16 protein-coding genes, 2 pseudogenes and 2 riboswitches are annotated in these 23592 nt (G+C 34.0%); of the genes and pseudogenes, 4 read left to right on the forward strand and 14 right to left on the reverse strand.

The window, feature by feature from the left end; translation table 11 throughout:
• Positions 1-69: 69 nt before the first annotated feature.
• The 4 genes from C7Y47_RS00210 to C7Y47_RS00225 form a co-directional block, all read right to left on the reverse strand.
• Complete coding sequence (locus C7Y47_RS00210; RefSeq protein WP_142506935.1) at positions 70-978, reverse strand: ferrochelatase; 909 nt, start codon at positions 976-978, stop codon at positions 70-72.
• 240 nt (positions 979-1218) lie between these two features.
• Positions 1219-2007 carry an ABC transporter ATP-binding protein gene (locus C7Y47_RS00215; RefSeq protein WP_142506936.1) on the reverse strand — a complete coding sequence of 263 codons (789 nt, stop codon included), beginning with the start codon at positions 2005-2007 and terminating at the stop codon, positions 1219-1221.
• The gene (locus C7Y47_RS00220) at positions 1994-3022 is read right to left on the reverse strand and encodes a FecCD family ABC transporter permease (protein WP_142507275.1); all 1029 of its coding nucleotides are present in this window, start codon (positions 3020-3022) and stop codon (positions 1994-1996) included. Before C7Y47_RS00220 ends, C7Y47_RS00215 begins: the two co-directional genes overlap by 14 nt.
• Positions 3023-3245: 223 nt before the next feature.
• The gene (locus tag C7Y47_RS00225) at positions 3246-4220 is read right to left on the reverse strand and encodes an ABC transporter substrate-binding protein (RefSeq protein WP_142506937.1); all 975 of its coding nucleotides are present in this window, start codon (positions 4218-4220) and stop codon (positions 3246-3248) included.
• A 214-nt stretch (positions 4221-4434) separates the two neighbouring features.
• Here C7Y47_RS00225 and C7Y47_RS00230 point away from each other — a divergent pair, with 214 nt between their 5' ends.
• On the forward strand, positions 4435-4761 hold the full coding sequence (locus C7Y47_RS00230; protein WP_142506938.1) for a heme oxygenase: 327 nt from the start codon (positions 4435-4437) through the stop codon (positions 4759-4761).
• Positions 4762-5350: 589 nt separating this feature from the next.
• Here C7Y47_RS00230 and C7Y47_RS00235 read toward each other — a convergent pair.
• From C7Y47_RS00235 to C7Y47_RS00270, 7 genes and pseudogenes are all read right to left on the reverse strand, one after another.
• Positions 5351-8566: an NEAT domain-containing protein gene (locus C7Y47_RS00235; RefSeq protein WP_142506939.1), complete on the reverse strand. Its 3216-nt coding sequence runs from the start codon at positions 8564-8566 to the stop codon at positions 5351-5353.
• Between the two features lie 335 nt (positions 8567-8901).
• Positions 8902-9670, reverse strand: a pseudogene (locus C7Y47_RS00240) (ABC transporter ATP-binding protein).
• Positions 9671-9685: 15 nt separating this feature from the next.
• Positions 9686-10654 carry a FecCD family ABC transporter permease gene (locus tag C7Y47_RS00245; RefSeq protein ID WP_142506940.1) on the reverse strand — a complete coding sequence of 323 codons (969 nt, stop codon included), beginning with the start codon at positions 10652-10654 and terminating at the stop codon, positions 9686-9688.
• Between the two features lie 21 nt (positions 10655-10675).
• Entirely contained in the window at positions 10676-11587 is a 912-nt protein-coding gene (isdE, locus tag C7Y47_RS00250; RefSeq protein WP_142506941.1) for a heme ABC transporter substrate-binding protein IsdE, read from the reverse strand.
• A 110-nt stretch (positions 11588-11697) separates the two neighbouring features.
• Positions 11698-12351 carry a heme uptake protein IsdC gene (gene isdC, locus C7Y47_RS00255; protein WP_255504977.1) on the reverse strand — a complete coding sequence of 218 codons (654 nt, stop codon included), beginning with the start codon at positions 12349-12351 and terminating at the stop codon, positions 11698-11700.
• A 670-nt stretch (positions 12352-13021) separates the two neighbouring features.
• Positions 13022-13119, reverse strand: a riboswitch (purine riboswitch).
• Between the two features lie 91 nt (positions 13120-13210).
• Positions 13211-15163, reverse strand: a complete 1953-nt coding sequence (locus C7Y47_RS00265) for an LTA synthase family protein (RefSeq protein WP_142506943.1) — start codon at positions 15161-15163, stop codon at positions 13211-13213.
• Between the two features lie 648 nt (positions 15164-15811).
• Positions 15812-17350: a thiol-activated cytolysin family protein gene (locus C7Y47_RS00270; protein WP_142506944.1), complete on the reverse strand. Its 1539-nt coding sequence runs from the start codon at positions 17348-17350 to the stop codon at positions 15812-15814.
• A 712-nt stretch (positions 17351-18062) separates the two neighbouring features.
• On the opposite strand from C7Y47_RS00270, the gene C7Y47_RS24755 reads away from it, so the two are divergent.
• The gene (locus C7Y47_RS24755; RefSeq protein ID WP_185903351.1) at positions 18063-18206 is read left to right on the forward strand and encodes a hypothetical protein; all 144 of its coding nucleotides are present in this window, start codon (positions 18063-18065) and stop codon (positions 18204-18206) included.
• Positions 18207-18303: 97 nt separating this feature from the next.
• Positions 18304-18837 (forward strand): annotated as a pseudogene (locus tag C7Y47_RS00275) (MerR family transcriptional regulator); the annotation flags it as partial.
• A gap of 394 nt (positions 18838-19231) precedes the next feature.
• On the opposite strand, the gene add reads toward C7Y47_RS00275, so the two are convergent.
• The 3 genes from add to C7Y47_RS00290 all read right to left on the reverse strand — a co-directional run bounded on the left by add (position 19232) and on the right by C7Y47_RS00290 (position 22408).
• Positions 19232-20224 (reverse strand): adenosine deaminase, encoded by a 993-nt coding sequence (gene add, locus C7Y47_RS00280; RefSeq protein WP_142506945.1) that lies wholly within the window; start codon positions 20222-20224, stop codon positions 19232-19234.
• A 63-nt stretch (positions 20225-20287) separates the two neighbouring features.
• Positions 20288-20386, reverse strand: a riboswitch (purine riboswitch).
• Between the two features lie 285 nt (positions 20387-20671).
• Positions 20672-21064 (reverse strand): hypothetical protein, encoded by a 393-nt coding sequence (locus tag C7Y47_RS00285; RefSeq protein WP_142506946.1) that lies wholly within the window; start codon positions 21062-21064, stop codon positions 20672-20674.
• A 1041-nt stretch (positions 21065-22105) separates the two neighbouring features.
• The gene (locus C7Y47_RS00290; protein WP_142506947.1) at positions 22106-22408 is read right to left on the reverse strand and encodes a hypothetical protein; all 303 of its coding nucleotides are present in this window, start codon (positions 22406-22408) and stop codon (positions 22106-22108) included.
• A 464-nt stretch (positions 22409-22872) separates the two neighbouring features.
• Here C7Y47_RS00290 and C7Y47_RS00295 point away from each other — a divergent pair, with 464 nt between their 5' ends.
• Positions 22873-23235 carry a hypothetical protein gene (locus tag C7Y47_RS00295; RefSeq protein WP_255504946.1) on the forward strand — a complete coding sequence of 121 codons (363 nt, stop codon included), beginning with the start codon at positions 22873-22875 and terminating at the stop codon, positions 23233-23235.
• The last annotated feature ends 357 nt before the right edge of the window (positions 23236-23592 follow it).

The raw sequence follows: 23592 nt of genomic DNA on the forward strand, positions 1-23592 counted from the left end.
ATCTCCTAAGCCTTTTTCAATCTTTCCATAAGTAGCTGTCAAATGTTGCCGAGCTTTATAACGCATATGTTATTCTGCTGGAATAAAGGATTCGACAATGGCAGCTAAAGCTTGAATAGTATCGTAGCTATCACCTGGAAATTCCGCTTGGGCAAAGTCAACTTGAAGTTCTTCACAAATTCTCTGACAGCCACTTCCGATTTCAAAATAGGACTCAATATCCGCTGAAAGCGAAAGTAGTTCACATGTGACGAAACCCTGAGCACCCTCTGCATTTAATGTATAAATCATATCTTTTACATCTGGACCAAGCCAGTCAACTTTACCATGACCACTTCGATATGTAATATGCCAGTTGTCTATTTGAGTAGCTTTTGAAATGGCCTCTGATAATTCAGAAAACTGTCGTACGTATATTTCGTTTCGCTCTGGATCAATTGGCTGACTATGTACAGTATATAAGACATGAGTCTGAGCCCGTTTTCCAGCAGGAATCCATTCGTAAGCACGTTGAATGCGATCTTTATACACAGCAAGTAAGTCAGAATGTAAATGCCAACCTTTCGCATGAATGACCGTAACGTCATGTGAGGCTAATGACGCACTTACTTCATCATAAAACGCGCCAGCACCTGACAAAGACATTATCGGATTCACAGGTAGCGTAATGAAAGTTGTAATTCCATCTTCAAGCATTGTGTCAACAACCTGTGAAATGTAAGGTTCGGTATGTTTGTATGCGTTATATACTTTTACAGTCTGTGTTAAGCGCTGCTGTAAAGCATGTTCTAGCCCTTTAGCGATACGGCTCGTATTTGCTGCTAATGGATCAACAACACCTAATTTTTTAAATTGTGCTGTAATTTTTTCAAGCATTTGAGGTGGTGGCGTTTTACCATTCAAAATATGTGAAAAATACGGTGTAACATCGTCTAAAGATTTCGGTGCGCCATAAGCGTAATAAATTATACCAATCATTTAAAAGCTCCTTTTTTACAGTGTAATTAGTAAATTTTTAAGATTTTTGCGATTCCATCTTTATAAACTAAACATATTATAAAGTGCGAAATAAAAAGGCAGCAAAACGTTTATATTCGTAGATATGAATCTATCTAAAAATAGCATTTACTTTTAATCAGGTGTGTTTGTTACAGTTGCTCATAAATTTTAGAATTCTATTTTTATAGTTAAACTTCTTGTGTTTGTAGGAAGCTAACATCATTTACAAGGACTTGCACACAATTTTACCGGGGTAAATATTGGTTTTCCACCTTGTATATAAATTTCAGCATCAATATCAAAAATTGATTGGAACATTTCTTTACATAATACACAATGTGGTGAACCATCATAATGTATTTTCCCTTTTTTTAGTACAATCAGACGATCGCTATTTTGTGCAGCTTGGTTAATATCATGTAACACCATGATAACTGTCATATTGTATTTATGATTTAACTCTTTTACGAGCTCCATCACTTCTAATTGATGTGCAATATCTAGATATGTTGTTGGTTCATCAAGTAGCAACACTTTGGGATGCTGTGCTACAGTCATTGCAATCCAAGCACGTTGGCGTTCTCCCCCAGACATCGATGGTAATACTCGATTTTGCAAATGTTTTAATCCAGTTACTTCAATTGCCCAATTGACAATTTCTATATCCTCTTTTGATAGGACTGTTTTCCGTCCGCTATGCGGATGACGCCCAAACTCTACTAACTCACGCACAGTTAAATCTAATTGATGACTATTCATTTGTGGGAGCATCGTTAGTGTTTTAGCCACTTCTTTAGACTTCATTTCATGAATGTTTCGCTCATCTAAATATACTGTACCAGTATTCGGTTTTAAAAGACGTGAAATCACTCGTAATAATGTTGATTTACCCGAGCCATTCGGTCCTATTAAACTAACAACTTCTCCTTCATTAATTTTCAAATTAATATCATCTAACCGGAAATTGGTGAACTCATGTTGGTAATTAATGTGCTCAATTCGTAGCAATGGAATTCCCCTTTCTATGGATTAAATATAAGAAATACGGTCCTCCGATGAATGCTAATAAAATTCCAACAGGAACCTCAATAGGATCAAATACTGATCTCGCAATTGTATCAGCGAAAACAACAAGTAAGCCACCAGCCAAAGCTGAAGCAGGTATTAAATACTTATGATCTCCACCGATAATAAGCCGTAAAATATGTGGTACAACTAAACCAACAAATCCAATTAAACCGGCCACACTTACCGCAATCCCTGCTAATAACGTACTCAATACAATTAAAAAGAATCTACTTCGTTCAACATTGTGTCCTAAAAGGCTTGCCATTTCGTCTCCTAGACGCATTATACGAATATGTTTGATTGCATAAACTGATACTATAATTGCTACAATGACATAGTAAATAATCATCTTAAATTGCACCCAACCAACACCTGTTAAACCACCAGACAACCACGGCAGTACAGATTGTACACGATCGCTATAAAGAATCATTAGTGCATTTGTTCCTGCACCACATAATGCATTAATGGCTACCCCTACTAAAATAATTCGCATTGGGGATGTACCACCTTTTTTTACCGATAATGCATACACAATCATTGCAGCAACAAAAGCACCTAAAAAAGCTGCAATAGGTAAATATATAATGTAGCCAGGAAACACGACCATAACTGCTACAGCCATAATTCCAGCGCCAGAAGTAATCCCAATAACCCCTGGATCAGCTAATGGATTTTGCATTACACCTTGTAAAATTGAACCTGCAATAGCCAAACAAACACCAACAATGATACCCGTTAATATTCGGGGCAAACGGATTTCCCATACGATTCGGCGTGCCATTGTATCTTCTGAACTAAAAATCCCACTAAACACTTCACTTACTGAAAATGAAACTTGCCCTATCATAAGGCTAGCGACACTCACTATGACTAAAAGTATCGGTAACACAATAAGCGCCATTCTTCGTTTTTTAGCAAGAGGGTGGGCATATTTTTCCTCTTCTGTTATCATCGTTATTTCCTCACAATCAATTTCGCCTTGGCGTAATTGTAGCTGTCGCTTTGCTTGCGCTACAGATAAACAATGCGTCCGGATTATGAATTGTGCCCGCACAATTCATTCCTTTGTAAATCCGTGACATCCGCCGGAGGCTTTATCTTCATTCAGTAGGTGTTTGGGCACTCACTGAAAAAGTAATCATAATCGCATTCATTTGGTGAATGAAGATAAAAAATTATTTAACTGCTTCTTCAGCTGTCTTCAAAACTCCACGCATATAGTCAATCGCTTCTACGACTTGCGTACCAGGATTGTCAAACAATTCTGCTGGTAAAATGATGATTTGATCATTTTTTACTGCATCTAAATTTTTCCACGCTGCATTTTCTTTCAATTGTTTTTCAAAACCTTCTTTTACTGCCGCTGGTTTCGCGTGCGTAATCAGCATGATTACTTTTGGGTTACGCTCAACAATTTTCTCTACACTTAAATTTGCGTAAGTTGGATATTTATCTGTTGCTGGTAGATCAGCTGCGATATTTTTACCACCTGCTTTTTTTAAAATATCTCCGTATAACGAATTATCAAGCGCAGCTAAATATGTACCTGGTGCTCCATAAACGATAAGAGCGTCTAACGTTGAACCTGTAGTGCCTTCTGCAATTTTCTCATCAATTTGTGCAACTAACTTTTCTGCTGTTGCTGTGTTATTAAATAACGCTCCATACTTTTTAATCGTTTTTTTAATATCATCTACTGAATTCATGTTTGAGTAGACAATTTTCGTACCTGTTGCTTCTACCGTTGGCGCGAACTGCTGGAAGCTTGGTGGCACAATAAGTATTTCCGCATTCAATGCAGCTATTTGCTCAAATGATGGTTCATGCGGGTTACCTATCTCTTGAATAGCTTCTACTTCTGCCCCCCTATCGGATGTAATCGTTGGTCGACCAGTAACGTTTGCACCTAACTCGAGTAAAATATCCATCATTCCTAGATTTAACGTTGCAACTGACCCCGGCGTTGCTTCAAACTCATGCTTATTCCCAAGGTCATCTATAAATGTTAAAGCTCCCACTGTTTCAAGTGTTTGTTGTTCCATATCTACTTGGTCTACTGAAGCATTAACATCCGCTGTTTTGCTTTCCACTCCACATGCTGCTAATGATAATGCCAACGCACCTACTAATAAAAATTTAAAATTTTTCATGTTACTACCAACCTTTTCTTTTTATTAAAAACCCAAATTGAGAATCATTCTCATACGATTGTTTATGATTCTATTTTAAATAATAATGATTGTCAACAAACGTTTTTTTTTGGTTTTTTTTAATATTTTTTATTGCATTATACAATTAATGTATGTTTTAATTGATAATGATAATCACTATCAATTAAACTTATTAAAAAAGGGGTCAATATAAATGATTACAGTTACTAACCGTATTTTAGTAAAAAAAGGCTTCGCTCATAAAATGGCACCACTATTTATATCCGGTAAATATTTATTGAACTGGGAAGGATTTAATAAAGTTGAAGTGAACGTTTGCTCAGAACCAGAAGATCATGATGAAATGAACGTTATGATGTTTTGGGATACAGTCGAGCAATTTAAAGCTTGGCGCGAATCTGAAGACTTTAAAAATGTACACCGCCGTGAAGAGATTAATAACAAAGAAAACAGCGCACCGTCTCCAATAATAGGTAACCGAGTTGTTATTTCTGAAATTGCTGCTACTTTAGTAAAGTAATTTAAGTATATGGATCTCTTAAAAGGTGAAAGTGCTCCAATCCCTAAATCACTCTTTGGGATTAACAGTAAAAATTCCTATACGTTCTTAGATGTTATTTTCATCGAGTTTACGGCAATTCGTCTAAGAACGCTTTACGGACTGTTTAAGATTTTAAAAAGGCGTTTTTCTATTTTTGCGAGATCTTATTAGCCAAATTTTATCTTTAGAACACTTCCTCTTTACTGGTGCAAATAAAAAATTTAATTATTCATATGCATTTCCTTATGCCTAGAAAAGTACACTCTTGAATATAAGTGTGCTTTTTTAGTTTTTTTCCAAATCGGTGATTTCTGAACTGTCGCTACGCTTTCGTTACATAAAACAATTGCTGAAAAACATTAATACGTATAAAAAATGCAATTCGATGTCAGCTTGAATTGCATTTTTTTATTGGATAAGGCACCCGGTGCAAGACTCCTGTGGGAATAGCTTGAGCTGAATACTTCACAGGAGCACAAGAAAGCATAGTCACCTTATCCGATCTTTACTATGAAGTAAATAATAAAGACAGAGCTTATGGGATAGTAATAGTGCTTTACTTAAATTATTAATCCATTAAATTTACTAATTGTAGTGATCGTTTTAAAATTTTCGCCATTTCTGCCCGTGTTAAATTATTTTCTGGGTTAAAATAGCCATTAGACCCCGTCATGATATCTTTTACTTGTAATTCTGATACTGCATGCTTTGCGTAGTCAAATACTTTACTAGCATCTTTGTATGATAAAGTATTTTTATCAACTGTTGCTTTATAGCCTTTGTATTCAAGCATACGTAATATCATTGCTGCTGCTTGCTGACGTGTTATATTTGCCGTTGGGTTAAATGTTTTTGAATTTATACCTGTCACAATACCGGCCTCTGCAAGTGCTTGTACTTCTTTTTCATACCAATTACCTTTAACATCCGTAAATGTAGTTTCTTTAGCTGATTGAATATTTAGAGCTCGAGCCATCATCACTGCAAATTGTGCACGAGTTATATTTTTATTTGGACTAAATGTCGTTGGTGTTGTACCTGTTGTAATCCCAGCCGCGAATAAAGCTAAAATTTCGTCCTTACTGAATATATTCTCGATATCTGTAAAAGGATTTTCGAGTTTATTATTAGAATTATTAGAGTTATTATTTGTTTCTCCCTCTAAAACTGGTACATCAAACGTAAAGAATAATGTGTACGCCCCATAACCTAAATCTCCTGAATCTACGAATATTTTAGTTACGCCATTGCTATCTTGAACTAATGGCAAACGAACAACTCGTACTTGATCCATTTTTTCACCTGTAGAACTTATAACTTCAATATTTTGTTGCTTACCATTTCCATCAATATAAGCAAGAGTCGCAAAGCCATAAGCTTTACCAATTAGTGTCATTTCGATGTAACGTTTACCGTCAATCGTAACTAATTCTGATTTCGTGAAATATGGCGCTAAGTAGTTCGAAATAAATTCAGCCATTTTACCATTTGGATCAGCCTGCATTTTGTACTTAATTGGCTGACGAGTAATCTTTTCATTTGCCGTAATTGCTGTGACATTTGTCGTAGTTGCTGTTACATTTGTGGAAATTGTCTTTTCAGTCGTTACTGCTTCGAAAACAAGGTTATCTAGTGTATCAGCTTCAAATGAAAATGTTGCTGTTTTTGCATTTGCAACAGGTACTAATGAAGCTACTTTATTAGACCAGTTTGCAATTTCTTTACTATTTTGTTTCACAATAAATTTCTGTAAGTTATTTTCAATATTTAATGAAAGCGTAACTTTATATTTGTTATCTTCAAATACTGTTTTTGCTTTTTGTAGGAATACAGCTATTTCTTTTGCATTCTTTGCAAATTCAAATCTAGCTACTCCCTCTTGATTTAAGTTCCCTGTAGTTCCTTCTATTTTTGCTCCGTTATTAGTTGAATTGTTATTAGTTGAATGGCTATTAGTTAAATTGCTATTAGTTGAACCACCTGTACTTGGGAATGTTGTACTATTATTTATCTTTGAAAGTGAGGCTTCATCAAATTTTAATAGAATATTATAATTATGATGATAGTTAAGATCTGCAATATCTACTTTTACCCACGCATTTTGAAGCTTAGATAAACTCGATACTGTAAATTGAACTACTCGTACATCATTTGTGTCGCTAATCGTACTTGGAGTTGACCCATTCACTGTAAATCCAGTAATCCATGAACTATTTTTTAGTGTTAATTGAACTTGATATGAAGAACCATTTTTCACTACATATGCCTGACTATCTACATATGTGTTCATAATTGAACTACCAGTACCTGATTCATTTAAGAACGTAAAGTTCACTGTATACAGCCCATTAGTTGATTGTTCAGTGTTTACAGTGTTAGAATTGTTATTGCCATCGGTATTTGAATTATTATTGTTCTCCCCAGAACCAGATTCACTGCCGTTGGTATTTCCTTCTGAACTACTCTCCTCTTGCTTAGCAATTTCGCCAGTTAATAGTACTTTTTCAACTGTCGCACTCATTGTTGAAGCAGTCCCATTTCGCTCAGTTGTTAACGTAAAAGCTAAATTTTCTAATGAATCTACTGTAAATTTAATTACATTTTTAGCTGTACCTTCACTTTTCGTGCTGCCTGCTGTCCATTCTGCAACTGTTTTATTTCCTTGTTGTACAGAAAGGCCCTTCATCGTATCATTTACAACTAAATTCATTGTTACAGCAATCTTATTATCTGCTGTTTTTGTTGCATATGCTTGTCCTAAAAGTAATCCGATTATTGTATGAGCAGGTGCACCAGAGTTGACTGGAGTCAGTCCAAACTCAATTATTTGATTGTTCTTGTTAAAATGTTCAGGTAAATATACAACTGTTTCTTTTACCGGTGTAAAATCAAATGTAAACGAAGTTGCTGGATAATTTTCACCTGACATAATTACTGTAGCCTTTAAATTAGCGTCTAACTTTACTTTTATGACGCGTACTAATGATTTTCCTTCTCCTTCAGAGCTTACGATTTTTACGTCTTCTCCGTTTTCATTGCCTACTTTTAGTGTAGTAAATGCATATGTGTGACCTGTTAGTTTAATATATGCATATTTTTCTTCACCAACAGTGGCTAAATCAGCATAGTTAATATAGCTTTTAAAATACGAATCATATGACTTATTATCTGTTAAAAATGTGAAAGGAACATTTTCTGTGATAACTTCATCTGTATTTTGCCCTGGTTGATCTGGTTGATCTGGTTGATCTGGTTGTTTTGGCTGTTCTGGCTGTTCTGATTGATCCGGTTGATCTGGTGCTTCTTCACAAACCCGGTCAATCTCCGCAACATTTGAAATAGCTAGATACACAATATAATCATGGTCGTAAGATAGAGCTGGAATGTAAACATCAACCCATGCTTTTATTGTTTCCTCATATTGGTCGACTACGAATGTGTAAATATCGTTATCACTCATGTCTGTTATTTTTCCAATAGCTGCTTTTAATTCGCCACCTGATTCAACTTTAAAATCCTGGTACCACGTTTTATATTCTTTTGGCACCGTAATGTCTACCGTATATTGACCATCTTTGTGTTTAACAGTAGCTTTCTTATCAACATAGCTATTCATCATTGAATCTGCTGTTTGTTGTTCATTGAGAATTTTGATATTTGATGAATAGTCAATTGTGCAGTTAGCTTCGGTATTTTTCTCCGCCTTTACTTCCATTCCAAAGCTCGGTAATATTGTACCTAAAATTAGCATTACCATTGCTACATATTGTAAAAGTTTCTTCACTACTTTGACCTCCTGAATTTTTCATAATTTCAACCTTTCCTGTGCGTTTCTACCTCCTTTATGTATTAAAAGATTTTACTATTACTACCCCTAAGCTCAAATGATTATCATTCTCAATTAAAGTTAAAAGAAAAACAGCTATTCATTACTTGGATGTTATAAAGTATGCAACTCTCTTTAATTGATTATGATTCTCATTATCATTTATTATAACCCACCCACTATTATTGTCAAGAAAGTTAAAATTTGTAACGCGATGTTTTTTTGTGTCAATTATCTACTAATAATTTAACTTGATTAAAGCTAAAGAAATTTTCAAATATGCCTCAAATTCCCTAAACCCTTACAGGAATCATATACGTACCAACACTTTCATGCGTTTGAATAGTGACTTCCACTCCATATACTTCTTTCATACGTTCCTTTGTTACTGTTTCTGTAGGTGTCCCCTCACATATTATTTTACCGTCTTTCATCAAAATGATATGATCACTATATTTAATTGCTTGATTAATATCGTGTAACACCATAACAATTGTTAAAGCATTTTCTTTGTTTAATTTCTTCACTAACTCCAATAATTCGATTTGATAAAAAATATCTAAATATGTTGTTGGCTCATCTAAACAAAGAATGGACGATTTTTGAGCAAGTGCCATGGCAATCCAAACACGCTGACGTTCGCCATCCGATAATGCATCCAATTTACACGTGCGTTTCTGTATTAAATTTGTAGCTGTAAGTGCCCAATTTACTGCCGCCTCATCTTCTTCAACATTTTTTCATCAATTGTTGATGTGGTACCCGTCCATAAGCAACTAGTTTTTCAATCGTGATATCTTGCGGCACTGAATTTTGTTGATAAACAATTGCTAGTTTTTTCGCAAATTCCTTTGCCTTGTATGCCATTATATCTTTCTGTTCTAACATTACTGCCCCCTGTTGTGGCGTATTATTACGTGAAATGACACTTAATAATGTGGATTTACCACAACCATTTGGACCAATAATCGTCGTGATTTTCCCCTTTTCAATACTTGTCGTAACCCCATCTAAATGATTTTGCTGCTGATCATAAGATAGTTTTATTTGAGAAACGTTCAAAGCACTCACCTCTCTTTACTTATCTTTTCGAATTAAGAAAATTAAGAACGGTCCACCAATTATAGCCATTATTGTTGATGCTGGAATTTCTAAAGGCGAAACTAATATTCTACCTAACGTATCCGCAGTCAAAATCAGCAAGGCGCCAGCTAATGCTGAAAATGGAATCAACCATTTATGGTCTGAACCGACTAACCTTCTTGAAATATGCGGAATTAATAACCCGACAAATGCAATAACTCCTGCTGTAGCAGTTGAAATAGCCGCAAGTAATACCGCTATTGCTGCAATAATCAGTCGTGCACGTGTTACATTAAAGCCTAAACTCTTTGCCGTTTTGTCTTGCAAGGTCAATAAATTGCACCAAGAAGCTAGTAGTAGGGAAGCTAGTAAACCAATCACACCATAAAATGATATTAAACTAACATCACTCCAAGTACGCATTGACAAATTAGAGCCCCCTACACCACCAACCATAACATTCATATAACTACATATCGTAACAAATGCTTCTGTTAGACCAGTAAACATCGCATTAATAGCAATACCTACTAAAATAATTTTCAAAGGATTTAAGCCTGACTTCCATGACAACATAAATACTAAAAAACAAGCAAATGCTCCTCCAAAAAAAGCCAATAGTGGCGTATAGAAAAACATCATTGGAAATAATGTAATGACAAGTAATTGTACAAATGATGCCCCTGCTGAAATTCCAATTACACCTGCATCGGCTAATGGATTACGCATTACTGCCTGCAATAATACGCCGGCAACTGATAAAGCTGCCCCTGCAAATAAAGCGACTATGATCCGTGGGAAACGTAAATCTTTAATAACGGTGTAATTTTGATTTTCTTCACCAAAAAAAGCTCTCATAAATTCCGTCATATCCATTTTAACCGAGCCTGTAATTGCAGAATATATAATAACTACTAAAAGTAATATACTTACAACTATAAAACTACTTATTTTTTTATTCATCTGGGCCCTCTACATTTCTCATTATGGATACATAATGTTAATAAGTTCTTCTAGTGCTTGAGGTACTGCAAGCGTTGCTGTTGTTCCAAATAGCGGCTCCTTTAAGTCATACACACGTCCATTTTTCACTGCGTCAAAATGCTTCCAAATATCATTCGTAACAAATTCCTCATTAAACATTTCCAAAACCTGTTCAGGCATCCCATGTGACAGTCGAATAATAATATCTGGATTGCTTTGTTGTAAAAATTCGGTATTAGACGGTAAATACTCAGGCTCTTGCCCGTTCATCACGTTTTGACCTCCAGCCATTCTCACTAAGTCCCCAATATACGAATTTTCTGTTGCTACCAAATAGCTACCTGGAATACCTAGTAAAATTAAAACTTTAGGTGATTCATTTAATTCCGCTTTCATTCGAACGGCTGTAATTTTTCCTTCAAGCTCCGACACTAGCTTAGTAGCCTCAGCAGTACGATCATATTTTTTACCAATTTCTACAATGGCAGCTTTCATATTATCAATACTCTGCAAATTGATAAACGATGCATGGATACCTACTTCCTGGAATATCTTTTTTAAATCTGCCTCCAATGTTGTCACTGAAAAAACTTCTGTTGGATTCAAGGATTTTACAATTTCCATATCTGGTGACATCGGATTACCGATTTCGGGTAAACCCTCAAATCGTTTTGGCAAATCATATGAAGTCGTAGGAATAGCAATAGCATCTAAATTCAGCGCATCTATAATTTGAGTAGCTGCAACTGTCGTTGGAATAATTCGATTTTCATCTTGTATGGCTGTATGGCTTTCATTATTTTTTTCTTCTACATTATTTTCATCTTCTCTAATTGAATTACTGCATGCCAAAAGAATGATAACAATACTACATAGCCCTATAATATGTAGCATTCTATTATATATTTTCATATCTTTTATCTTCTTTATGTCCATCCACTCCTTAAAAAAAACACCCTGCCTCTACCTAGGTGTAGTGGATGAGGGTGCTTTCAAAATATTTTAAATGATTTCTTCTTCCTTCATGCGTTTTTTGAAATTAGTAATATAAATCCACTAACACCGAACAATAAAAGCATACCGAGTGGAAAATTATCATTTGTTTGAGGATTTGCTACTTTTTCATTAACTGACGAAGGATTTGTTACTTTTTCTTTAACTGTTGAAGAACTTGTTTCACCAGTTTTTATAGCCGTGTTATTATTACTTTGTACTGTTGTGGCTACCACTGCACTACCATTTTCATTTTTCAATGACGCCGCATCCCATACAAAATCTACAGTGTATTCATGATGATAATTTAAGTCATCAATATCCACCTTCATAGTAACAGCAGTCGGTGATTTATAAGAAGGAAGTGCAAATTGGACAATACGTGTATCCTCAGCCTTATTTTCGCTAATAACTTTATTACCACCTGTACTAGATTCAAATTTCGTCATCCACGAACTATTTTTCATCTTCAGCTGTATTACCGAAGTGCCATTTTTAACGATAATTGTCCCGGGCTTCAAAAAATAATCATTTGCCATTGAAGCAGATGAAGAATTTGGTTTATTTACTTGATAATTGATTGTGTACTTCCCATCTGCAAGTGCAGCAGATGCATATAAATTTGGTGTAACTAAAATTGTTAATAATGCTACTAGCATTGAAACTAAAAATAACTTTTTGATAGTAGAACCCCCTTTTTAATTGATAATCATTATCAACACTTTATAAATAAAAAGGGATATTAAAAAATACCCCTTTTTATTCTGCGTGTTCGAGATAATATATATTGATAATGATAATCATTATCAATATATTAAATAATAGTATGTATACATTAATTTGTCAATACTAATATAAAATACATAATTTTTCCTAAACAAATTTATAAGTAGTATTTCAAGAAAGAAATAACTGCTTCATTACGAACAGGGCTACCACTAGGTTATGTATGATGGCTAATAGATCCCTTTGCCTTATCTCATTTTTCCTTTAACCTCTTAATCCCCTCTTGTGATTAGAATTATTTAATTTTAATCACAAAGGTAAAAGCCTAACGACAAATTATAATAGTGACCCTGTAGCCATATTTTTTTGACTAATGCAATTGGATCTATGAATTTTTCACAAAAGCCTTCTTCTTCGGATGCACATAGGTCAATTGCCACCATACCTTTTCTAAGGAGCTTTTTCAACCACCACAAATGTACTTTCTACAGACATCGTCCTCATGAAAGACAGGATTATATTTCCCTTTATTTCGTAACTGCTTTCAGCGCCCCTCTAAAAAGTTCATTTTTAACTTCCTGAAATAAATGCTTCGATTAAAATACAAAAAAATTCCTGATTACAAAGAAAGTTTTGTACTTTCTTCGTAATTAGGAATTTCGGTTCCTGATAGAGACCCCAAACCCTATTATTGCGGTTATACGAAAAAATAGGGTTTCGTTATCGTTTTTAAAATAATCATAAAAACTATTAGATTGTAAAGATGATCCTTCATAAATCATCTAGTATATTGTAAAAGCATATTCTACAATTCAATTAATTAGATTCTTCATTCGCATCTTTGGAATAATTATACTTAGAACGATCCACTGGCGTATAATCTTTTGGCGTATAGAATCTCAATAAGTCACCATTCACGACTTTATCAGATAAATGCAACTTAAGTTCTACTTTATCTTTGATCGTTTTCGCAAACTCTAGTTGACTATCATCTAGTAGTAAGCCTGTTTTATTATCATAAAATTTCCCATTAATTGAGTAAAACGTAGGACTAACAAAATCGCTATTTCTAAATGGTACAATCTCATCATGCTCTTTTGATAATAAGTCTGAACCAAATTGAACAAATTTTTGCGTATCAATTCCTAGTAAATGTAATAGCGTTGGAAGAAGGTCTGTTTGGCCACCATAAGTATGGTTAGTTCCACCTTGCATTCCTGGAACATGTATAAATAATGGTACACGTTGTAAATTAGCACTTTCGTATGGTGTAATCTCTTTTCCAATGACTTGTTCCATCGCATCGTTATGATTATCTGAAATACCGTAATGGTCACCATAAAGGACAATCATCGAATTATCATATAAGCCTGATTCTTTTAATTGATCGAATGCTTGTTTAATTCCTTCATCTGCATAACGCGCTGTTTGGAAATAATTATCTACACTTGAATCTCCAGTACTAGCTTTTTCAATTGTTACTAAGCTTTGATCCATTTTATATGGGAAGTGGTTCCCAACTGTAATTAATTTCGTATAAAAAGGTTGTGGTAACTTACTTAACATACTTTTAGATTGTTCAAAGAATGGTTTATCTAACAATCCGTATTCAGCCATGTTCTCTGAAGAACCAATGTCATAATAACTAGCATCAAAGAAGTGATCGAATCCAAATGATTTATAAATCTCATTTCGATTCCAGAAGCTTCCGTTGTTACCATGGAAGACAGCTGATGTATAACCATAATCTTTTAAAATACTAGGCGCTGCTTGATACGTATTTTGTGCTTTTGTAATATAAGCAGATCCTTGTGGTAACCCAAATAAAGAATTTTCCAACATAAATTCTGCATCGGACGTTTTACCTTGACCTGTTTGATGGAAGAAATTATCAAAATACATTGTATTTTTATCTTTTGTTAATGAATTTAAAAATGGTGTAACTTCTTCACCGTTTAATTTATAGTTGATCAGGAAATTTTGGAATGATTCTAAATGTAAATAGATGACGTTCATCCCTTTTGCTTTACCAAAATATTCTGCATTAGGTTTGGCGTAGTTAGATTTTGTATAGTTCAGCACTTCTGTAATATCACTACTATCCGCCAAAGCTCTCTGTGAAGATGCTTTCATCGTTTCTACTGAATCATAAATCGTATAGTTATACATTCCAAGATATTTTACAATATAGTTTCTATCAAAACCTCGAGATAATAATTGCGGACGATCAGCTTCAGCAAGTCCTAAATTTAGGATTGATATTGCTAATGCAAAAGTAATGATTGCCGTTGCTTTTTTATATCCAAAGCGATTGCTATCTTTTTGTATTTTTCTTGAGAATCGTAGGTAAAACATTACAAATACATCTACAAAGAACAAGAAATCATAAGGTTTTAGTAAAGTAAGAACACTACCACCTAAATCTCCGAAGTTCTGTGTTTGGGTAACTGTAGGCAATGTAATGAAATCACTAAAAAATCTGTAATAAACAATATTAGCATATAAAAGAATAGACATCAGCGTGTAAACTACAACTAGTGATGTATATTTTCTCTTTCCTCTAAATAAAAATGAAATTCCTAGAAATAGCATTGCTGAACCTAGTGGATTTATAAATAAAAGGAATTGTTGAAGGAATCCTTCTACTCCTAGTTTAAATTGTGCTGTTTGAGCGATGTATGTTTTCATCCATAACATTAAAACAGCTAATAAATATATCCCTAAAAATTTATTTAATAGGTCATTTTTTTTACTTAATAAATTCTTCATTTTTGCACCTACCTTTTACTTACTTAAACTTAAATCTAGTTATATATAAACTTAGAATATAAGTATTGCATTTAAAAAAATGTTACTTCACAATAGCTTTTTTCACAGCTATTGTATACTACTCCCCATATTGACTTCTGTCAAGCTGTTAAATAGTAACACGCTTCTTTCTATTATTGTAAACCCTTTTCATAAAAACCCCCGCTAACATTTACCGGATATTTTAAACCATAGGAATACCTCAGTATTTATTGAAATGTTTATTTTAGTTACGAGTCACTTTTAGGACGAACGACCTTTTTAGCTTTTTTTTCAACAATAGCAATTCTAAAACATAATTTTAGTTTTAACAATTAATTTTGGTGACATAAAACTTATATTTTTGTAAGCTTTCGTTTCAAGTAAATTTAAACAAGCGTTATTGAACATTTAAGGTTAAATAATTCCTGCGTAAATCTTTTGATAATAAATCGAGTATTAAACTCATATTCAGTTCATAGAAAAAGGGGATTACCATTATGGTGGATGCACTTGGTGGGGTTTTTGGTGTTCATAAATCATGCTAGTTGTTTGAGAAAATAAAAACGGCGGAAGTTCTTGTGTAACAAGAGCCTCAGCCGTTTGTTTTTCTGGAGTGGGGGTTTATACCTAATTAATAGTACCTGTTGGGTATAATGTAGTTCCTCCAATTGAAACTTTTATTTCATTAGATAATGGAACATTGTATTCATCAATAACTGTTCTCCACCAATCCCATGCAAGACCTGTACATTCTCTTGCATATATTCTTATATTTTTTGAATTAGGCGGAAGGGGTATTACTGTAGAGAAATGTGCTGTCTTGTCTTTCCAGTTTCCATCCCAAGTTTTATGGGATAGTACTTCTTGTCCATTTTCATCAAATGAAACTTCATCCCAGGCTACTTCAAATTGAGCAACATATGCACCATAATGATCAAGGATGATTTTGCCTTTAGAATATTCTGTAGCTGTCGTCTCAATATAATCTGTATTGTTATGAACAGCAGCAATTGAATTATCCTTTAAGAAAACACTTGTATATGATATTGGGTATGCTGGATTTTTAAGACTAAATTCTGCATTATCTTGAATTATTTTTCTAATATCATTAAAGTCTTTTGAGACAACCTGGTTATGCTTTTGTGAATCTCCACCTAATACTACAGCAGTAAAGGAACTTTCTTCAAAAATATCTTTATACTGCCCACTAGTTTCTACATTCGTATTGACATCCTTCAGTAAGGCTTTAAAAGCAGCTTGTACATCCTTACTCTTAGAGTTTGTTTCTAATTTCACATAAATTGTTCTGCCATAAGCTACATTTGATACCATAACGGGAGGGGCATCATTACTTACCCCTTTACGCGTTAACTCTTCAAAAGGAACGCTATCATCAAAAATATCTGATGGATTATTAGGTAGTTCTGCACTTACCGTATAAAATATTTGTTTATATGCCGCAACCATCACTTTTTTCTCTCCACTCGCAATTGCATTAAAGTCAATTCCTAGTGAATTATCAAGAACTTGAGCGTTAACATTCAGAGCGCTTGCAATTTGAGATTTGCTATAAACCATAGATTCTGAATATTGTAGTCTTGCAGGTAAAGTATGGGTTGTTGAATATTTTTCACTCCAAGTAGATACTAAATCATCTACTGCTCCAGATACATTACCATATGTTGGATTGTCCACAGTCATTGTATTTTCCCTTTTCATGCCAGGTAAATCTATGCTAATATTTAGCGGTTTTCTTTTGGCAACCAATAAACTAGGTTGATTGTCTACAAAAGCTTTGTTGGCAAGTTGTAATGCTCCTGGATATGTACGATTCGCCATAGAGTCGATAATTGAAATATCTACCGGTGAAGTTGTAAGTGACTTTTTATTACGTTCAACCACTATAAATTTATCTTTTGAGTTAATACCTTCTTTTGGGACAAAACTATCAACCTTGTCACCATTCACTGCTAAAACTTCTCTATTATCGTAGTTCAAGTTTGCGATACCAGTATCAATGTCATTAGATTTGCTTTTGTCACTAACATTAGTATCAAGTGTTTCAGCAAAGGAAATAAACGGATAATTTATGATGCATAAACTAACAGATAAACATACTAGTACTTTTATTACTTTAAAATAATTTCGAATTCCCAAAAACAACACTCCTTTTTTAGGAAATTATACCACAAAACCACCACGTCCAAACATAGTGGCTTAGTACTATATTCAGATTGTTAAAAGTTAACAGATAGTTAATATGACACATCACGCTATCAACTTTAATCACCATAGTCACAACACTTACGGTGATATCTTCATAGTGACGCTCCGATCATTATGTAGAATTCCCACATAAAAAGTAATTATTTAACGATGCATTAACTTTCAAGTATTGTATTTATTTCAATGCTATATTTCTTGAAGAGGGTTCCAGTTGCACTTCATAATCTCCGCTCCCGGAAGCTCCTTTTGTTTCTTTTTTGCTTTGTTGTTTATCATTTACTACAAAGCCGACTGAACGTCTTTACCTGTTGGATTTAAGAAGGAGCGTGACATCAGATTCATCCTCATTCAATGCAATGTCCACATTTCCACTTGTTGTAGTAACGTGAACCTCACTATGCAAGGGTCAAGTTTACGTTACACTGCTACTATTAATTTAGAGATCGAGCGTTTGCAGATCCTTACCAACGACTGTTACCCTCCCCTCTTTGGATCTCATTATAAAAGGTGACCCCTTGTCGGTTCAAGGTTTCTATAAATAATTAATAAAACTCTAAAAAAACCTTGAAGCTTACATTACGTCATTTTGTATACTGTTAAGTAACCACTTTTTTGCAATATCTAAATAAATTAGAAAAATAAGGGGGATTAGATGAAACAGGGAGATATAATTATTTATGGATGTGTCATTATAGGTGCTGGGATTGGACTGGCTATGGATCATGCGTTTCCTGGTGTACTAATTGGCTTGGGAGCAGGGTTCTTACTTAAAACTTTTTTTAGTAAAGAAGAATAAAAGTGGAATGAATAAAACAGTTGTAACACCTGTCAGCTCTCCCACTTTGTTAATGTGTATCAACTGATCAACCTATCTTTCTGTACGTTAATACCTTATCGTTAACAGAACACTACGTCACTCCGATAACATCGGATTATTAAAACCAACATCCAAAACAGAAGGTGGCCATCGTTTATATACACAACAGCAGATTCAATTTTAAAAAAGATTGGATTTCGCTTAAATGAGATGAAGAAAATGCTCGCTTCCAGTGAGTGGGATTGGTCGGATAGTCTAAAGAGTCAATAATCTTTTGTTAAAAGAACAGAATAACTTAAAGAGAATAGAGCAATCCTTATGGGAAATGATACATGAAATTGCTATAGATGGTGAAAAAAACTGGGTTGCGATTCAGAAGATCATGCAATTATCCAGTAAAGATAAAGAAAGCTATAGAAAAAGGTTCCCAATATGACAAGTAACAGCTCTGATTCACTAGAATGAATTTTATATAAAGGACGGTCCTTAATCAATATCATTAGAAGAATGGATGAAAAGCGTTTAGAGGAGTTTGATGGTGAGGATGAATTTTTAGATAAGACGGTGGGAAAGAAGGATGTCGCAAAAGCAGTCAGAGAAACTGCTCCTTATAAGAGGTTGGCTATATTGGATACGTAAAGCCCTGCCACATTAGGGGTCTACTTAACAGATAAGAGAAACTAACCAAACGTTTATTGATTTATTTATTGAATGTTGCATGATTTTATTTTGCTGTTGGAGTTTCACTTATGTTAAGTAGGTTTTTTGTTTGAGATTATTTCTGACGTATTTCAAAATCGAGTTGTAAAGGTAAGAGACTTACTACAATTTATAAGTAGCAAAGCTTTTTAGTTTCAATTTACATCCAATAATTATATATCCATATTTCTTATTTAACAAACGCCCTCGTTTCTTTAAGTAAATTTCTAAAAATATTAGTTTTATAATAGTTAAAAAATATGTTCGCGTACAGGGATTATTTTTGTTGCTAAATCTAATTTTCTTTAATATTGCGCTAAGCACCATTCTTTAGTTTGTTGGTCGGCAAAGGATGCTTCTACACTATTTAAATAGATTTGCCGATAATCTTCTTCACTTAGATTAAATTCGTTGTTAACTAAATGGATTTCATTTGCCATAGTAGTATCTGATACTGTTCTGTTATCCGTATTAAATGTCACTTTTATTCCATCTTTATGAAACTTATAAATCGGATGTTCAGAATAATGGTGAACAGCTTTCGTTTGGACATTACTTGTTGGACACATTTCAAGCACTACCTGTCTTTCTTTCACAATCTTATAAGCCTCGGCACAATCTTTAATAAATACTCCGTGTCCTATTCTTTCAGCACCCAACAGTTCAACTGCCTCTAGTACGTTTTTACCAATTCCCGTTTCACCAGCATGAATAGTGACTCTGTAGCCATATTCTTTTGCTAAAGCGATTGGATCCACGAATACTTCACAAAAACCTTCTTCTTCAGATGCACATAGGTCAATTGCCACCACACCTTTTCCAAGGAACTTTTTCCCCTTTTCAACTACCTCAAATGCACTTTCTACAGACATCGTTCTCATGCAAGACAGGATTATATTTCCCTTTATTTCGTAGCAGCTTTCAGCGTCTCTCATCCCCTCTATAACAGATTGAACAACTTCTTCAACACTAAGACCTTGTAATGTGTGAAGTAACGGGGCAAATCGGACTTCTAAATATTTCACATTTTCTCTTGCTGCATCCTCAAATAGTTCAAACGTAATTCTTCTTAAGTTCTCCTTGGACTGCATGACTAAATTAGGAAGAGAAAATCTTTTTAAATATTCATCAAGGGATTCACATTCTAACGGAGCAATCAGCTCTTTCTGCAGTTCTTCCTTATCAAAAGTGGGTAACTGAATACCTTCCTTCTGTGCAATATCGATAATAGTTTCACCCCTTAGGCTTCCATCCAAATGACAGTGAAGTTCAATTTTGGGCAATGCTAAAAAGTTCATTGTTGACCTCCTACAATAAATTTTCAGATAAATACAAAAAAATTCCTGATTACAAAGAAAATACAAGTTTTGTACTTTCTTCGTAATCAGGAATTTCGGTTCCTGGTAGAGACCCCCAAACCATATTATTGGAGTTATACGAAAATTTATTGATTCCTTAATGTTTTTTAAAATAATAATAAAAAAATAATAGATTGTCAACATAATCCCTAACACCGATTGATTATTGTAAAAGTATATTCTACAATAAAAAATTTCCATTTACCTTTTTCAACAAAACTGCTTCGTTCGTTAAAGTACAAGGTTCTTTTGATTTACATTTCGGAGTTGCTTATGCCAACAAAAGAACTAACTTTATTAGCAAGAACAATTTGATTTTTGCCGAGTTTATCTACAGTATAAAGGAAGCATAAAAAAGTGCTCCCTTCTAAAAATCAATAATATGTGCTATTCCATGTTACCAATATCAGGATTGGTATTTTTGTTTTGATTTTCAATTTGACTAACTATTTTTTTTTTGGGGTTATATTCTTGATTCCAGTCATCACACATAAGGTCTATGATATTTTGCAATTTCGATTGCAAAACTATTTCTTTTTTAGTAACAGAATCTAGTGTTTTACGGACACTATCATTAATCCTTAATAAATCAGTTATTGAAGCTGGGTGTCTTAAACCTGGGATTAAACCTAAAGCATATTGAATCTTTTCCCCTTCAGCATTAATAATATGACTTAATCCCAACTCTTCAAAAGCAATAGATGAAAGTAATAAATTTAATGCCTCGTTCTTGGAAATAGTAATTGAAGCTGTGATATTCGGTATATTAGGAAAACTCATAAAAAAACCCCTTCCATTAGCTAATTTTTAATTTACATGTTTATTGTATGATGTGTATTTCGATTTATGTCATATAAATTGTCAAATCAAGTCGAACAGCTCAGAATCCTTTATAGCAAATGGAGATGAAAATCTTTTTGGGTCCCTTATTGAAATTAGTGTTTGATACGCTCCTCATAAGGTAAAGAGATGAAAAATAAAGACTGTTGTTCTTAAGGGGTATTTACATGTCTTGAAGTAATTATAAAAGTCAACACCAATATGTACAGTTTCTCTCGTTTAAGGGTGTACAAAATCACTCGTTTTTTCCGAAGTTACATAATACTTTAACCGGTAGGAACACAATCGATTATGACAACGCTTGCATGATGTAAAATACGATCTAAATCGCTTTGCTAACTTCGGTTTAGAGAAAATGTAGGAATCTCTTACTCGTGTTTCATAACGAATACCACTATGCAAAGAAGATAAGCGATCGTCTTTCTCAAAGTAATTGCCTTTTACTGTTGGAGCGATAATCCTTCTTATTGCAGTTTCCCAATTTCTAGCCGTTTATAAAGTATGACAAAGTCATCTCCATCGAAGTACGAACATTTATAACGATCTCTACTAGTTCCATCAATGCCTTTTTACACATCCACATTGCCACAAATGATATAGATGTTTTGCACACTCGTACAATCATGCTTCATCGATTACTCAACTCCTTCATGATCGTTTGGATGATGCGTTCGTTTACGCCATTAAAGAAGGAAATTTAGCACCAACTGTTTTTTATGATACAGCTTGGCTCAGAGGAAAATTGCGTTGAATTATTAAAAGAATACTTGTCCGTGATTGGTATCCAGTATCACAGGGACAATTGTTAGTTTCGTAGATGACATAAAGAAGCACCCCCTTTTTTGATGTCTATCATTCCGGGAGTGCATACGTTATTTGATTACGGGCTTACATTCCAATTTAACTAAATTAAATAAATAAGAATCAATCGTTTTGATTTTCAATATCAATTTTCACTTCTTTTGATGTAACTATAAGTAATTAGTCACCTGTCAAAAGATCCACGATGTTTTGCAATTTTGATTGCAAAACCAATTCTTTTCTTGTAACAGAATCTAATGTTTTACGCACACTATTATTAATGCTTAGTAAATCAGGTATTGAAGCTGGTTGGGTTAAACCCGGGATCAATCCTAAAGCATATTGAATTTTTTCTCCTTCTGCATTAATAATATGGCTTAATCCCAACTCTTCAAAAGCAATAGATGAAAGCAATAAATTTAATACTTCGTCCCTAGTAATAGTAATTGAAGCTGTAATATTGGGTATATTCGGAAAACTCATAAAAAACCCCTTCCATTAACATATTTTTGATTACATGTTTATTGTATGATGAGTATTTAAATTTGTTCATATAGATTGTCAAATTAAGTCGAACATAACTCATGATACCTCTGATGATTAGTCAATTTCCCGTTGACACTCACGCATCATACAAAAGGACTTTTTCTTTTTCAAGCTCCTAAAACCCTTCTAACAGGAAGGCCCCTAGAAGCTTCGGTTAATATTTACTAAAAAACCAAATTTATTACTTCGCTGTTATGAATTGTATAACAAGCAGTGCAGAAAGCCTCCAGCGGATGTCATGGAATCGGGAAGGAGTTCTTGTACGAATTTGGAATCAATTATGCCAAGGCATACTTGATTAAAGAATAAAGCTTGGACAATATGAATATATTGATTTGCGTAATTATTTTTAAATCGATGAAGAAAAAATTGGAAAACATTTGAGGTGATTTAAATTGTCGATGCCCAACATACCTGATATCACGCCTGATATAAATCTTAGTAAAAAAGACATTGCAAATTTATTACTTTCATCAATTGCGATGGAAGAATTAGGTTTAGCTGAGATTATTAAAGCACAAGGAAGAAAACTAGATAAGATAACTAAAGAAACGTGTGATATCAATATTTTGTTAGAAGCAAATAGTAATGTAAATCAATTATTAAAAACAATTGTTAAAAAAGAAATGCTTTTATTAATGAAATTAGAAAGTATTGTTGATTTTACTGAGTTACATGAAATGAAATGCAAAAATCATTGTAGGCATGAAAAAGAGTGTGAATGTGAATGTGAGTGTGAATGTGAAGATTATGATTGCAAATAACACGGTCGATTAATGGATGAAGTCACGAAATGAGAGTAACCATTGTTCCCTAAATTTAGTTGGGCATTTAGAGGTGATTGTTGGTGATAAAACGGAGAAAAATGGAGAAAAACTGTCAAACCCATTATACATTAGACTTACAATAGGTGGTATATGCTCATCTGATTGTAGACTTCGGGACACCTCCATGGCACAGGAATCGTTCCTTGAGTTCAGTGAGAATTTTCTATCGGTTGTATGCAGATTCAGTTCTAGGCTAGCGTATCCTTTGAGACATCTTCACGAATGCCAACAACCGCTTCTTTGGACTTTCATGCCGTACTGGAATATACATCGCGTCTAAATAAACGCAGGCTA

It is taken from the genome of Lysinibacillus sphaericus (assembly GCF_006864135.1).
Lineage (GTDB): Bacteria > Bacillota > Bacilli > Bacillales_A > Planococcaceae > Lysinibacillus.

Bases quoted from the DNA above. Each gene is read 5' to 3' on its own strand.
- C7Y47_RS00210 (WP_142506935.1), bottom strand. From the start codon at position 978: ATGATTGGTATAATTTATTACGCTTATGGCGCACCGAAATCTTTAGAC.
- C7Y47_RS00220 (WP_142507275.1), bottom strand. From the start codon at position 3,022: ATGATAACAGAAGAGGAAAAATATGCCCACCCTCTTGCTAAAAAACGA.
- C7Y47_RS00225 (WP_142506937.1), bottom strand. From the start codon at position 4,220: ATGAAAAATTTTAAATTTTTATTAGTAGGTGCGTTGGCATTATCATTA.
- C7Y47_RS00230 (WP_142506938.1), top strand. From the start codon at position 4,435: ATGATTACAGTTACTAACCGTATTTTAGTAAAAAAAGGCTTCGCTCAT.
- C7Y47_RS00245 (WP_142506940.1), bottom strand. From the start codon at position 10,654: ATGAATAAAAAAATAAGTAGTTTTATAGTTGTAAGTATATTACTTTTA.
- isdE (WP_142506941.1), bottom strand. From the start codon at position 11,587: ATGAAAATATATAATAGAATGCTACATATTATAGGGCTATGTAGTATT.
- C7Y47_RS00265 (WP_142506943.1), bottom strand. From the start codon at position 15,163: ATGAAGAATTTATTAAGTAAAAAAAATGACCTATTAAATAAATTTTTA.
- C7Y47_RS24755 (WP_185903351.1), top strand. From the start codon at position 18,063: ATGAAACAGGGAGATATAATTATTTATGGATGTGTCATTATAGGTGCT.
- add (WP_142506945.1), bottom strand. From the start codon at position 20,224: ATGAACTTTTTAGCATTGCCCAAAATTGAACTTCACTGTCATTTGGAT.
- C7Y47_RS00285 (WP_142506946.1), bottom strand. From the start codon at position 21,064: ATGAGTTTTCCTAATATACCGAATATCACAGCTTCAATTACTATTTCC.
- C7Y47_RS00290 (WP_142506947.1), bottom strand. From the start codon at position 22,408: ATGAGTTTTCCGAATATACCCAATATTACAGCTTCAATTACTATTACT.
- C7Y47_RS00295 (WP_255504946.1), top strand. From the start codon at position 22,873: ATGCCCAACATACCTGATATCACGCCTGATATAAATCTTAGTAAAAAA.